Origin of the sequence: Streptomyces endophytica, from assembly GCF_026153355.1 — a bacterium.
Classification (GTDB): Bacteria; Actinomycetota; Actinomycetes; order Streptomycetales; family Streptomycetaceae; genus Streptomyces; species Streptomyces endophytica.
This window is the reverse complement of sequence record NZ_CP110636.1, coordinates 3,367,131-3,379,998: the sequence shown is the minus strand read 5'-3', so window position 1 is coordinate 3,379,998 and position 12,868 is coordinate 3,367,131. Positions and strand designations below refer to the sequence as shown.

The 12,868-nt window shown below is 70.4% G+C and carries 11 protein-coding genes; 1 reads left to right on the top strand and 10 read right to left on the bottom strand.

The genetic code is table 11. The features are described 5' to 3' along the window. The first annotated feature begins 73 nt into the window (after positions 1-73). The gene (locus OJ254_RS15075) at positions 74-544 is read left to right on the top strand and encodes an ATP-binding protein (RefSeq protein WP_265362743.1); all 471 of its coding nucleotides are present in this window, start codon (positions 74-76) and stop codon (positions 542-544) included. A gap of 24 nt (positions 545-568) precedes the next feature. Here the strand turns inward: OJ254_RS15075 and rodA are convergent, their stop codons facing one another. The 10 genes from rodA to OJ254_RS30750 all read right to left on the bottom strand — a co-directional run bounded on the left by rodA (position 569) and on the right by OJ254_RS30750 (position 12,582). Then, complete coding sequence (gene rodA / locus OJ254_RS15070; RefSeq protein WP_265365161.1) at positions 569-1,750, bottom strand: rod shape-determining protein RodA; 1,182 nt, start codon at positions 1,748-1,750, stop codon at positions 569-571. 29 nt (positions 1,751-1,779) lie between these two features. Continuing rightward, complete coding sequence (gene mrdA / locus OJ254_RS15065; protein WP_265362742.1) at positions 1,780-3,930, bottom strand: penicillin-binding protein 2; 2,151 nt, start codon at positions 3,928-3,930, stop codon at positions 1,780-1,782. Continuing rightward, complete coding sequence (gene mreD, locus OJ254_RS15060) at positions 3,927-4,643, bottom strand: rod shape-determining protein MreD (RefSeq protein WP_265362741.1); 717 nt, start codon at positions 4,641-4,643, stop codon at positions 3,927-3,929. The genes mrdA and mreD overlap by 4 nt, the downstream gene beginning before the upstream one ends. Before the next feature lie 3 nt (positions 4,644-4,646). Beyond that, on the bottom strand, positions 4,647-5,579 hold the full coding sequence (gene mreC / locus OJ254_RS15055; protein ID WP_261951479.1) for a rod shape-determining protein MreC: 933 nt from the start codon (positions 5,577-5,579) through the stop codon (positions 4,647-4,649). Positions 5,580-5,869: 290 nt separating this feature from the next. After that, positions 5,870-6,889 (bottom strand): rod shape-determining protein, encoded by a 1,020-nt coding sequence (locus OJ254_RS15050; RefSeq protein ID WP_003985182.1) that lies wholly within the window; start codon positions 6,887-6,889, stop codon positions 5,870-5,872. 294 nt (positions 6,890-7,183) lie between these two features. Continuing rightward, positions 7,184-7,597: a nucleoside-diphosphate kinase gene (gene ndk / locus OJ254_RS15045; RefSeq protein WP_265362740.1), complete on the bottom strand. Its 414-nt coding sequence runs from the start codon at positions 7,595-7,597 to the stop codon at positions 7,184-7,186. Positions 7,598-8,185: 588 nt separating this feature from the next. Then, positions 8,186-8,506: a DUF4233 domain-containing protein gene (locus tag OJ254_RS15040; protein ID WP_265362738.1), complete on the bottom strand. Its 321-nt coding sequence runs from the start codon at positions 8,504-8,506 to the stop codon at positions 8,186-8,188. Between the two features lie 2 nt (positions 8,507-8,508). Continuing rightward, positions 8,509-10,020, bottom strand: a complete 1,512-nt coding sequence (folC, locus tag OJ254_RS15035) for a bifunctional tetrahydrofolate synthase/dihydrofolate synthase (RefSeq protein ID WP_265362737.1) — start codon at positions 10,018-10,020, stop codon at positions 8,509-8,511. A 90-nt stretch (positions 10,021-10,110) separates the two neighbouring features. Continuing rightward, positions 10,111-11,565, bottom strand: coding sequence for a peptidoglycan D,D-transpeptidase FtsI family protein (locus OJ254_RS15030; protein ID WP_265362736.1), 1,455 nt, complete (start codon positions 11,563-11,565; stop codon positions 10,111-10,113). A gap of 144 nt (positions 11,566-11,709) precedes the next feature. Continuing rightward, the gene (locus tag OJ254_RS30750; RefSeq protein WP_279350789.1) at positions 11,710-12,582 is read right to left on the bottom strand and encodes a hypothetical protein; all 873 of its coding nucleotides are present in this window, start codon (positions 12,580-12,582) and stop codon (positions 11,710-11,712) included. Positions 12,583-12,868: the final 286 nt, after the last annotated feature.

The window sequence follows — 12,868 nt, the reverse complement described above, 5'->3', positions numbered from 1 at the left end:
TACGGTGTGTCACTAGCCGCCCACTCAGGGTGGCGATCGGCGCTCACTCGACCCCTCGGGGAGGGAGACACCCGTGCATCCCCACAGCGCAGCCGTCGCCCGGTCACCCATCCGCGTCTCGGCGGGAGCCCGCCCGTTCCTGCTGACGGCACCGAGCGAACCCACCAGCCCGAAGGTCGCCCGCGATTTCGTCCGGGCCGTCCTGCGAAGTACCCCGCTCGGCCCGCTGCTGGACCCGGCGGTGCTGCTCACCTCGGAGGCGGTCACCCGCTCCCATCTGCGCACCCCGCGGTCGGCGGACATCCTGCTGCGGCTGCTCACGGCCGCGCACGGCCTGCGGATCAGCGTGCACGACGGGTCCGCGGTCCGCCTCCCGCCACCGGCCGTCCCGTCGCCGGCCCGGCCGCCCTACGACCCGTTGGCCGAGGACGCCGATCACGGGCTGTGGCTGGCCGGCGAGCTCGCCGACGACTGGGGCAGCACGCCGTACGCCGGCGGGCCGCGGTCCGCGTCGCTGTGGTTCGAGCTGTACACCGGGCGGTGACCCGGCGGGGGCCGGGCCCCGGTGTCAGCGGGACGCCGACATCGGGCGGCCGACCCGGATCGACTGGAGCAGCCCTATGGCGATCCAGACCGCGAACATCGACGTGCCGCCGTAGGAGACGAAGGGCAGCGGCAGGCCGGTCACCGGCATGATGCCGAGCGTCATGCCGATGTTCTCGAAGGCCTGGAAGGCGAACCACGCGATGATGCCGGCGGCCACGATCGTGCCGTAGAGCTCGGTCGACTCGCGGGCGATCCGGCAGGCGCGCCACAGGACGACGCCGAGCAGGACGATGATCAGGCCCGCGCCCAGGAAGCCCAGCTCCTCGCCGGCGACGGTGAAGATGAAGTCCGTCTGCTGTTCGGGGACGAACTGGCCGGTGGTCTGGCTGCCGTGGAAGAGCCCGGAGCCGGTCAGTCCGCCGCCGCCGATGGCGATCCGGGCCTGGTTGGTGTTGTAGCCGACGCCGGCCGGGTCCAGGCTCGGGTTGGCGAACGCGGCGAAGCGGGCGATCTGGTACGCGTCGAGCAGCCCCAGCTGCCAGATGGCGACGCAGCCGACGACGCCGGCGCTCACCAGTCCGAGGATCCAGCGGTTGGACGCGCCGGAGGCGAGCAGGACGCCGAGGATGACGGCGCCGAGCACCATGACCGAGCCGAGGTCGGGCATCAGCAGGATGATGCCGACGGGCACGGCGGCCAGCCCGAGGGCCTGGACGACGGTGCGGTGGCCGGGGGACGGGCGGTCGCCGGCGTCGACCCGGGAGGCCAGGATCATCGCCATGCCGAGCGAGATGGTGATCTTCGCGAACTCGGCGGGCTGGAGGGAGAATCCGCCGGGGATCGCCAGCCAGGAGCGCGAGCCGTTGATGGTGGCGCCGAGCGGGGTCAGCACCAGCAGGGCGAGCACCACCGACAGGGCGTACAGCACCGGGATCGCGCCGCGCAGGGTGCGGTGGCCGAGCCAGATCGTGCCGCCGGCCAGCGCCAGGCCGATGCCGAGGTTGAGCAGGTGGTGCAGGAAGAAGTAGTACTCGTCGCCCTTGTTGAGCTCGGTGCGGTTGCGGGTGGCGGAGAAGACCAGCAGCGAGCCGATGAGCGACAACAGCAGACAGGACAGCAGCAGTATCCAGTCCAGCTTGCGCAGCACGGAGTCACGTGCCGTCAGCTTTCCCCAGGTACCGAGTTCCGGGGTGTAGCGGCGGATGGAGAACGCCCGGGAGGTGTGGCTTGAGGTCACTGGGGGCTCCCCGAGGGTGAGGGCGACGGGGACGGCGGGACGTAGGGCTTGATGGGCTGGGCCTCGATGGTGCCGTCGCTCTCGATCTTGGGCAGTTTGCCCTGCGGCCTGGGCAGCAGGGCGGCCTTGGGGTCGATGCCGCCCTTCTCGTCGATGCCGTACAGGGCGTTGTAGATGTTGCGCACGGCCGGGCCGGAGGCTCCGGATCCGGTACCACCCTGGGAGATCGTCATGACGATCGTGTAGTCCTTGGTGTACGTCGCGAACCACGAGGTGGTCTGCTTGCCGTAGACCTCGGCGGTACCGGTCTTGGCGTGCATCGGGATCTTGTCCTGCGGCCAGCCCTGGAAGCGCCAGGCGGCGGTACCGCGGGTGGCGACGCCGGCCAGTGCGGAGTCGATCTGCCTGAGGGTGTGCGGGCTGTCCGGCAGCTTGCCGTGCGACTGCGGCGCGATCTGCTGGATGTGCTTGCCGTCGGGGCTGACGATGGCCTTGCCCACGGTCGGGTTGAAGAGGGTGCCGCCGTTGCTGATCGCGGCGTAGATCGTCGCCATCTGGATGGGGGTGACGAGGGTGTCGCCCTGGCCGATGGCGTAGTTGATCGAGTCGTAGGCGTGCAGCTTCATGCCTTCGAGGCAGCCCTCACGGGCGAGCTTGGTGGTGTAGTCCTTCTTCTTCGGCCAGGCCTTGGCCTGCTGGCACCAGCCGTCCTTGTTGGCCTTCCAGAAGTTGTGCTTCCACCGGCGGTCGGGGACCCGGCCGTTGACCTCGTTGGGGAGGTCGATGCCGGTCTCCTTGCCGAGTCCGAACTGGTGGGCGGTCCGGTAGAACCAGTCGTTGGGGTCCTTCTTCGGCTTGTCGCCGCCGTCCTTCTTCCACTCCTCGTGCGAGAGCCGGTAGAAGACGGTGTCGCAGGAGACCTCCAGCGCCCGGCCCAGGCTGATGTCGCCGTGGCCCTCGCCCTCGAAGTTCCGGAAGACCTGGCCGCCGATGCTGTACGAGCTGGTGCAGGGGTAGTGGCCGTTGAAGTCGTAGCCCGCGTTGACCGCCGCCGTGGTCGAGATGACCTTGAAGATCGAGCCGGGGGCGGCCTGGCCCTGGATGGCGCGGTTCAGCAGCGGGTAGTTGGAGTCCTTGCCGGTGAGGCGGGCGTAGTCCTTGCCCGAGATGCCGCCGACCCAGGCGTTGGGGTCGTAGCTGGGGTTGGAGGCCATCGCCACCACCCGGCCGGTCTTCGCCTCCATCACGACCACGGCACCGGAGTCCGCCTTGTAGTTGGTGCCGGTGTTCTTGTCGTGCACCTTACGGGCGTCCTTCATGGCCTGGTCCAGCTGCTTCTCCGCCAGCGCCTGCACCCGGGCGTCGATGCTGGTGACTATCGACGAACCTGCCTGGCCCTTCTCGCTCTTGGCCTGGCCGATGACCCGGCCGAGGTTGTCGACCTCGTAGCGGGTGACGGCGGCCTTGCCGCGCAGGTACTTGTCGTAGGTGCGCTCCAGGCCGGAGCGGCCGATCTGGTCCGAGCGGAGCAGCGGCGAGCGGGTGTTCTTGGCCTTGTTGATCTCCTCGTCGGTGACCGGCGAGAGGTAGCCGAGCACCTGCGCGGTGTTGGCGCCGACCGGGGCCGGATAGCGGCGGACGGCGGTGGGCTCGGCGATGATGCCGGGGAAGTCCTCGGACCGCTCGCGGATCTGCAGGGCCTGCTGGGTGGTGGCCTCGTCGGTGATCGGGATCGGCTGGTACGGCGAGCCGTTCCAGCACGGCTGCGGGGTCTTGGAGTCGCAGAGCCGCACCTTGTTGCGGATCTCCTTCTCGGACATGCCGAGCACCTTGGCGAGCCGGCCGAGCACGGCCTTGCCGTCGTCCTTCATCTTCAGCAGGTCGGTGCGGCTGGCGGAGACGACCAGCCGGGTCTGGTTGTCGGCCAGCGGCACGCCGCGCGCGTCGAGGATGGAGCCGCGGGTGGCGGGGTCGACGACCTGCTGGACGTGGTTGTTGCGCGCTTCGGTGGCGTACTCCCGGCCGTTGCGGATCTGCAGGTACCAGAGCCGGCCGCCGAGGGTGAGCAGCAGGGAGAAGACCAGGATCTGGATCGCGATGAGCCGGACGCTCACCCGCGACGTGCGGGTTTCGGGCAGATGGGTCACAGCCGCTTGACCCCCTTGATCCGGCCGGCCTTGTCGCGGGCCGACTTGCCGAGCAGCCCGCCGCGCTGGCTGCCGATGTGGGCCTTGGTGCGGACCGACTTCATGGCGCCGCGGCTGGCCTTGAGCCCGGTGCCGGTGGTGAGCCAGCCGTACGCGGAGTCACGGGTGGCGGTGCCGCTCGGGCTGGGGGAACCGTCGCCGACCACCGAGTCGTGCTCGGTGCGGCGGGCCAGCGCCATCACCAGCGGGACCGTGAACGGCGCCAGCAGCAGGTCGTAGAGGGTGGCGCTGAGCAGCAGCCCGACCAGGCCGACGTGCCGGGCGGCGGTGTCGCCGACGAGCGAGCCGACGCCGGCGTACATCAGGGTCGAGCCGATGGCGGCGCCGATGACGACCATCAGCGGCACGGTGGCGGAGCGGTGCTGGCCGGAGTCGGGCTTGGTCAGGCCGGCGACGTAGCCGATGACGCACAGGACCAGCGCGTAGCGGCCGATGGCGTGGTCGGACGGCGGGGCCAGGTCGGCCAGCAGCCCGGCGAAGAAGCCGACGAGGGAGCCGGCGACGTGGCCGTGGACCAGCGCCAGGCCGAGCACGACGAGCAGCAGCAGGTCCGGTACGGCGCCGGGCAGTTGGAGTCTGCCGAGGATGCTGACCTGGATGATGAGGGCGACGACCACCAGCGGGGCCGAGAGCAGGATCCGGTTGATGCGCATCGGTCAGCTCCTGGGGGAGGCGCTCGCGGAGGGCGTGGCCGTGACGGTGACAGTCGGCGTCGGCTTGGGCTTGGCCGGCGCGGGCGGCAGGACGGTGTCCCGCGGGTCCTGACGGGGCGGCTGCACGACGACACCGACGATGTCGAGCTGGGAGAACGAGACGAACGGGCGGACCTGGAGGGTGCGGGTCAGATCGCCGTTGGACGGTTCGACCTTGACCACCCGGCCGACCGGCACGCCGGGGACGAAGGGCTTGTCCTTGCTGGAGCCGAAGGTGACCAGGCGGTCGCCCTTCTTGACGGTGGCCCGGCCGTTGAGCAGCTGGACGCGCAGCGAGCGGACGCCCTGCCCGTTGGCGAAGCCGATCTCGTTGGTCTTCTCCATGCGGGTGCCGACGGTGAAGTCGGGGTCGGCGGCCAGCAGGACGGTGGAGGTGTCGGGGCCGACGGTGGTGACCCGGCCGACCAGGCCGTCGCCGTTGAGGACGGTCATGTCGCGGGCGATGCCGTCGCGGCTGCCGGCGTCGATGGTGATGGTCCAGGAGAAGCCCTGGGCCGAGCCGATGGCGATGACCTGGGCGCCCTTGATGGCGTACTGGCCGGTGCCGGCGGTCTTGAGGATCTTGTCGAGTTCGGCGGCGCGGTTGCGGTTGCGGTCGGAGGAGCCGAGCTTGGCCTTCAGCGCCTCGTTCTCGTGCTGCAGCCGGGCGATCCTGCTGTGCCGCCCGCCGGAGTCCCGTACAGCGCTGACGGCGTTGCCGATCGGGTCGACGACGCGGGCGACACCGGCCTCGACCGGCCCGAAGGCGGCGGCCGCGGCCTGCCGGGCGCCATCGAGCGGGGACTGTTCGCCGCCGCGGATGTCGACCGTGATCAGCGCGAACGCGATCGCGACCAGCAGCACCAGCAGCAGCCGGCTCTCTCGTGTGTCCCTCACGTGCGGCGGCCGTGTCCTTCCTCGTAGGACCGGCCGGCTGCGGGCCCCGCCGGTCTCGTTCGGGAGTTGAGCGTTGTGCCTTGCTGTGACGGGCCCGGTGGTGGAGCGTCAGGGCACCGTGTCTGTCGGGATGTTGTGCCTGTATACCAGCGATTCGCAGCCACGATCCGGATCAACGACCGGGACCGCCGGTACGTAGCGGCCCGCCGGGCGGGCGGGCCGCACTCGCCATGGTGCCCGACCGCCGAGGACGCCGCAGGACGGCGGCGGCGGGGCCGGGAACCGGGGTGTTACCTGCGCGGCTGGGAGTCGAGGACCTGCTGCAGCGCCTCGAACTCCTCCACGCACTTGCCGGAACCGAGGGCCACCGAGTCCAGCGGGTCCTCGGCGATGTGGATGGGCATGCCGGTCTCGCGGCGCAGCCGCTCGTCGAGGCCGCGGAGCAGGGCGCCGCCTCCGGTGAGCACGATGCCGCGGTCCATGACGTCACCGGACAGCTCCGGCGGGCACTTGTCGAGGGTCGTCTTGACCGCGTCGACGATGGAGTTGACCGGTTCCTCGATGGCCTTGCGGACCTCGGCGGCCGAGATGACCACGGTCTTGGGCAGGCCGGAGACCAGGTCGCGGCCGCGGATCTCGGTGTGCTCGTCCTGTTCCAGGTCGTACGCCGAGCCGATGGTGATCTTGATGCTCTCGGCGGTGCGCTCGCCCAGCAGAAGGCTGTACTCCTTCTTGATGTGCTGGATGATCGCGTTGTCGAGCTCGTCGCCGGCCACCCGGATCGACTGGGCGGTGACGATCCCGCCGAGCGAGATGACGGCGACCTCGGTCGTGCCGCCGCCGATGTCCACCACCATGTTGCCGGTGGCCTCGTGGACCGGCAGACCGGACCCGATGGCCGCGGCCATCGGCTCCTCGATGATGTGCACCTGGCGCGCGCCGGCCTGGGTCGACGCCTCGATGACGGCGCGGCGCTCAACTCCCGTGATACCGGAGGGAACGCACACCACGACCCGCGGCCGGGCCAGGTAACGACGCTTGTGGATCTTCAGGATGAAGTAGCGGAGCATCCGCTCGGTGATCTCGAAGTCGGCGATCACGCCGTCCTTCAGGGGCCGTACGGCGACGATGTTGCCGGGCGTGCGCCCGATCATCTTCTTGGCCTCGGCGCCCACCGCGAGGATCCCGCCGGTGTTGGTGTTGATGGCCACGACCGACGGTTCGTTGAGGACGATTCCGCGGCCCCTGACGTACACCAGCGTGTTGGCGGTCCCGAGGTCGACAGCCATGTCACGGCCGATGAACGACATGTTGTTCCCCATGAGGATACGTCTGGCCTTCCCAACTGGAGCGAATGCTTACTGGAGGTCGGCAGGAGGTGATGCGCTGTACGGCGCGGAAGCCTCCATCGTAGTTCGTAGTGCACCCACTCGAACACGTCGGGAGGCTGTTTCGCCATTGTCAGCCGTACACGTACCCGCCCCCCTGAATGGTGACGTCGTGTCGCGGTGATGCGTTCCCCCGATCGTGTCGCATACACCAAAGGGCGACCGATGAATTTGTCGGTCGCCCCTGGTCACGAGGGGTGTACAGCTGATGAAGCGTCAGGAAATACCGGGGAAGAAAATCTTGATCTCGCGCTCGGCGGACTCTTCGGAATCCGAGGCATGGATCAGATTCTCCCGGGTGATCGTTCCGAAGTCCCCACGAATGGACCCACTCGGCGCGGCAATCGGGTCAGTCGGACCGGCCAGCGCACGCACTCCCTCGATCACCCGCTCCCCCTCGACGACCATCGAGACGACCGGGCCGGACGCCATGAACGCGACCAGCGGCTCGTAGAAGTCCCGGCCGACGTGCTCGGCGTAGTGCTGCTCCAGGATGGCCCGGTCGAGGGTACGCAGTTCCAGCGCGCTGATCGTCCAGCCGGCCTTCCGCTCGATCCGGCCGATGATCTCGCCGACCAGGCCGCGCTTGACGGCGTCGGGCTTGAGAAGGACGAGGGTGCGCTGGCTCACGGTACGGCTCCTTGGGGGTCGGATTGCGATGCGCTTGAGGCTACCCCCACGTACCCGTCTCTCCCGCCGCGGGGCGCTGCGCTTGGCTTTGCCTCCCACGTACCTGTCTGTTCCGCCGCGGGTCTTGCTCGCCGTTGCGCTTTGCGGCGCCCCGCACGTACCTCGCCGTCCCGCCGCGGGGCGTCTCGCCGTGGCGCCTGCGGCGGGCCAGGTGTTGTTGGGTGCGGTAACGGACCTCCGGGGCCGGTTGTGTGGACTGCTGACGCTTTACGTCCACACAACCGGCCCCTCCGGCCCGTCCCCTCCCGTGAGAGGGAAAGTTGGGGCCGGTGGGGGTGCACGTAATGCCCACGCGCCCGCAGGCAACGGATAGGGCCCGCCCCCGACCAGCTGAGAAACTCCCACTCACGGGAGGGGCTGGACCGGAGGACGAAGTCTGGAGGGCCGGCACCGCACCCGAAAACACCACGCCCGCCGCCAGGCGCAACGGCGAACAACACCCGCGGCGGGAAAGACGGGTACATACGGGGCGCCGCAAAGCGCACAACGGCAAGCCCCGCGGCGGGAAAGCCAGGTACGTGGGGTGAATCAGGCGGCGGCCTTCGCGGCGTCGACCTTGCGGCCGAAGTGGACCGAGGCCCACCACAGGGCTGCGAAGACCGCGCCGAGGAAGAACATCGTGGGGATGACGAAGCCACTGGCGATGAGGGCGATCTGGAGGGCCCAGCCGAGCTGGACGCCGCCGGGCCGGGTCAGCATGCCGCACAGCAGGAGGCTGAGCAGCATCGCGATGCCGCTGACGGTCCAGATCGTGGCCGTCGGGATGTCCGTCAGCTGCATCGCGACCAGGCCGGCGAAGCCGATCACGAAGAATTCGCCTATCAGAGTGCCCGCGCAGAGCGTGCGCATGGTCAGTTCCTTCCCAGCAGCAGTCGGGCCTCGCCGACCGTGATCACGGAGCCCGTCACCAGCACGCCCGCACCGGAGAACTCGCCCTCTTCCTCCGCGAGGGTGATCGCCGCCTCCAGCGCGTCGTCGAGGCGCGGTTCGACCTGGACCCGCTCGGCGCCGAAGACTTCCACCGCGACGGCCGCGAGCTCGTCCGGATCCATCGCACGATGGCTGGAATTACGCGTCACCACGATCTCGGCGAAAATCGGCTCGAACGCCTCCAGGAGGCCGCGGACGTCCTTGTCGTCGCTGGTGCCGACGACGCCGATCAGCCGGCTGAAGCCGAAGGCCTCGGTGACCGCTTCGGCCGCGGCGCGGGCGCCCGCGGGGTTGTGGGCGGCGTCCAGCACCACCGTCGGGCTGCGGCGGACGACCTCCATCCGGCCCGGCGAGGCGACCGCGGCGAACGCGGAACGGATGGTGTCGATGTCGAGCGTGCGGGCGTGGTCCGAGCCCACGCCGAAGAACGCCTCGACCGCGGCGAGCGCCACCGCGGCGTTGTGCGCCTGGTGGGCGCCGTAGAGCGGGAGGAAGATCTCCGGGTACTCGCCGCCGAGCCCGCGCAGCGTCAGCATCTGCCCGCCGACCGCGACCTCGCGGGAGAGCACCCCGAACTCCATGCCCTCACGGGCGACCGTGGCGTCCACCTCGACCGCGCGCTTGAGCATCACCGACGCCGCGTCCACCGGCTGCTGGGCCAGCACGACCGTGGCGTCCTTCTTGATGATCCCGGACTTCTCACCGGCGATCTCCTCGGGCGTCTCGCCGAGGCGGTCGGTGTGGTCGAGGGAGATGGGGGTGACCACGGCGACGTCGCCGTCGATCACGTTCGTCGCGTCCCAGGTGCCGCCCATGCCGACCTCGACGACCGCGACGTCCACCGGGGCGTCCGCGAAGGCGGCGAAGGCCATGGCCGTCAGCACCTCGAAGAACGACAGGCGGTACTCCTGCTGGGCGTCGATCATCTCCAGGTAGGGCGCGATGTCGCGGTACGTCTCGATGAAGCGCTCGGCCGAGACGGGGCTGCCGTCCAGGCTGATCCGCTCGGTGATCGACTGGACGTGCGGGCTGGTGTACCGGCCGGTGCGCAGGTCGAAGGCGCCCAGCAGCGCCTCGATCATGCGGGCGGTGCTGGTCTTGCCGTTCGTGCCGGTGATGTGGATGGACGGGTACGCCCGCTGGGGCGAGCCCAGGACGTCCAGCAGCGCCGCGATCCGCTGCACCGACGGGTCGAGCTTGGTCTCGCCCCAGCGGCCCGCCAGCTCCTCCTCGACGGCCCGCAGCGCGCGGTCGACCTCGGGGTCGGCCGGCCGGGCGGGGATGTCCCCCTGCGGCGGTCCCGCCTGGGCGCGCAGGGTCCGGCTGCCGGCCTCGATCACCGCCAGGTCGGGGTCTCTGTCGGTCTCCGCCTCGACCAGTTCGTCGAAGGCGTCGGTCGGGTCGGGGTCGTCGTTTCGGGGGCGCTCGCTCACGACGACAAGTCTACGAGGCACCTGTGACAGCGCCGCGCTGCGTCGCCCCCGCCCGCCGCGCGCCGCGCCGGCCCGCCGGGAAGTCCCCCGCTACCCCAGTGCCGCCTTCATCATCGCCCGCGCCACCGGGGCCGCCAGACCGTTGCCGGAGACCTCGTTGCGGGCGGCGTGGCCGTCCTCGACCATCACGGCCACCGCCACCTGGTGGCCGTTGCCGTCCTCCGCGTACGAGACGAACCAGGCGTAGGGCGTACCGCTGTTGTCGACGCCGTGCTGGGCGGTGCCGGTCTTGCCGCCGACGGTCAGTCCGCCGATCTTCGCGTTCGAGCCGGTGCCCTGGTCCACCACCGTCTGCATCGCCGACCGCAGCTGCGCGGCGGTGCGACCGGACATGGTCCGGCCGTCCCGGTAGGCCGCCGGCTCGTTCTGCTGGACGGTGTTGCCGCCGCCGTCGGTCAGCCGGTCGACCAGCTGCGGGGTCTTCAGCTCGCCGCCGTTGGCGATCGCGGAGGTGACCATCGCCATCTGGAGCGGGGTCGCCTGGTCGTTGAACTGGCCGATCCCGGACAGCGCGGTCTGTGCCTCGTCCATGTCGTCCGGATAGACGCTCTTGGCGGCGCGCACCGGGGTGTCCACCTTGCCGTCGTTGAAGCCGAACTTCTCGGCCTGCGCCTTGACCTTGTCCTTGCCCAGGTCGACGGCCATCTTCGCGAACACGGTGTTGCAGGAGTACCGGAGCGCGGTGCGGATGGTCGCGTTCTTGCAGGGTGCGGCGGTGTTCTCGTTCTTCAGCGTGGTGCGGGTGTGCGGGAGGGTGTACGGGTCGGGGCTGTCGGTGTGCTCGTCGACCGAGGAGTACCGGCCGTTCTCCAGCGCGGCCGCGGCGACCACCAGCTTGAAGGTGGAGCCGGGCGGCAGCGGCTGCCGCAGGGCCCGGTTGACCTCGGGGTGGTCACCGTCGCCGGACATCCGCTGCCACGCCTTCTGGTCGTCGGTGGAGGACCCGGCGAACTTCCCCGGGTCGTACGACGGGGTGCTGACCATGCCGAGGATCCGCCCGGTGGCCGGGTCGAGGGCGACGGCCGCGCCCTTCTTGCCGTCCAGCGCCCGGTAGCCGGCCTTCTGCACCGCGGCGTCGATGGTGGTGGACACGTCGCCGCCCTTGGCCCGGGTGCGGGTCAGGGCGTCGGCGGGGCTCTGCAGCCGGCTGTCGGAGCCGTCGAGGAGGTCTCCGTAGAGGCTCTCCAGCTGGTTGCTGCCGAAGATCTGCGAGGTGAAGCCGGTCACCGGGGCGTAGAGCGGGCCGTCCTTGTAGGTGCGCTTGTACTTGAGGGTGGAAGAGGTGGCGGCGGAACCGGTGACCGGCTCGCCGCCGACGAGGATGTTGCCCAGCGGCGCCGCGTACTTGCCGATGGCCACCCGCGGGTTGTGCGAGTCCTCCTTGTAGTCGCTGGCCTTCGCGCCCTGGATCCAGGTGGCCCAGCCCATCAGCGCGAGTATCAGGGCGAGGCAGAACACCGAGACCCGGCGCAGTGGCTTGTTCATGGGGCGCGGCTCCTGGGACGGGACGGGCGGATTCCGCCGGGCACCTGCCTGCCGACAGGCCGGCGGTCCGGCGGTCCGGCAGGCAGGAGTCCGGCATTCCGGTCCACCGTGCCTCGGCTTCATGAGAACGCCATGAGAACGGTCTTAACGGGCCGAATCGACCGGACCTGACCGGCCGGGACAACTTTCTGCCCCCCTTCGCCCTCTTCCACGGCGGGCTGTGCGGCTCCCCCGCACCCCGGAGGCGCCAGCACGTCCTCCGGGAACGCACCACAGGACGACGGCGAACGGGAAAGCAGGAGCTGAACAGGCGTGCCGGCAATCAGTCAGCGGATGCATTTGGTACTGCTCACCGCCTGGACCGTGCTGTGGTTCGCGGTCGTCGAGCCGCACGGCGGGTTCTCCTGGCACTACCTGCGCACCGGCGGCGAGCTGATCTACCAGGGCGCCGCGGGCGACGGCACCGGCGGCCTCAACCTCTACGCGCACCACCCCGAGCTCCAGATGGGCCCGCTCAGCTTCCTGACCGCCGGGCTGTTCAACCCGTTCCCCGAGGCCACCGGCCAGTTCCTCGCCGCGGCCCTGATGTCGCTGCTCGGCCTGGTCATCGTGGTCCTGGCCGGGCGCAGCGCCGCCCACCACTTCCTGGGCACCGGCACCAACCACCAGCGGCTGCGGCAGCGCGTCCTGATCGCCGGGCTGGCCTTCATCCCCATGTGGATCGAGGTCGCGGTCCGCTTCGGGCACCTCGACGACGTCCTCGCGCTGTTCTTCACCGCCCTCGCGGTCCGCGCCGTCACCCGCGGGGACGCCGCCCTCACCGGCGCCTTCCTGGCCCTGGCGATGGATTCCAAGCCCACCGCCCTGGCCTTCGTCCCGCTGCTGCTCGCGCTGCCGAGGGAGAAGTGGCTGCGGGCCGGCCTGTGGTGCGCGGGCCTGGTGGCGGTCGCCTGGCTGCCGTTCTTCCTGGGCGACCCGCAGTCGTTCGCCGCGGCCAAGTTCGCCATCCCCAACCATCCGGCGTCCGCGCTGCGCTGGCTGGGCGTCGGCGACCCGGAGACCCCCGGCTGGGACCGGCCCGCACAGGCCGCCCTCGGGCTGGCCCTGGGCTCGATCGCCGTCTGGCGGGGCCGCTGGGCGGCCGTGGTCCTGCTCGGCGCCAACGCCCGGATCGTCCTCGACCCCAGCGTCTACACGTACTACACGGCGTCGGTGCTGCTCGGCACCCTGCTGTGGGACGTGATCGGGCAGCGCCGCCTGGTCCCCTGGTGGAGCTGGCTCGCGCTGCTGATCCTCTACGGCA

What these genes read in the sequence shown, in the direction of transcription:
- OJ254_RS15040 (WP_265362738.1), bottom strand. Translation starts at nt 8,506, where the DNA reads ATGCGCACGCTCTGCGCGGGCACTCTGATAGGCGAATTCTTCGTGATC.
- mreD (WP_265362741.1), bottom strand. Translation starts at nt 4,643, where the DNA reads ATGCGCATCAACCGGATCCTGCTCTCGGCCCCGCTGGTGGTCGTCGCC.
- OJ254_RS15030 (WP_265362736.1), bottom strand. Translation starts at nt 11,565, where the DNA reads ATGAACAAGCCACTGCGCCGGGTCTCGGTGTTCTGCCTCGCCCTGATA.
- OJ254_RS30750 (WP_279350789.1), bottom strand. Translation starts at nt 12,582, where the DNA reads ATGGTTGGGGATGGCGAACTTGGCCGCGGCGAACGACTGCGGGTCGCC.
- OJ254_RS15050 (WP_003985182.1), bottom strand. Translation starts at nt 6,889, where the DNA reads ATGTCGTTCATCGGCCGTGACATGGCTGTCGACCTCGGGACCGCCAAC.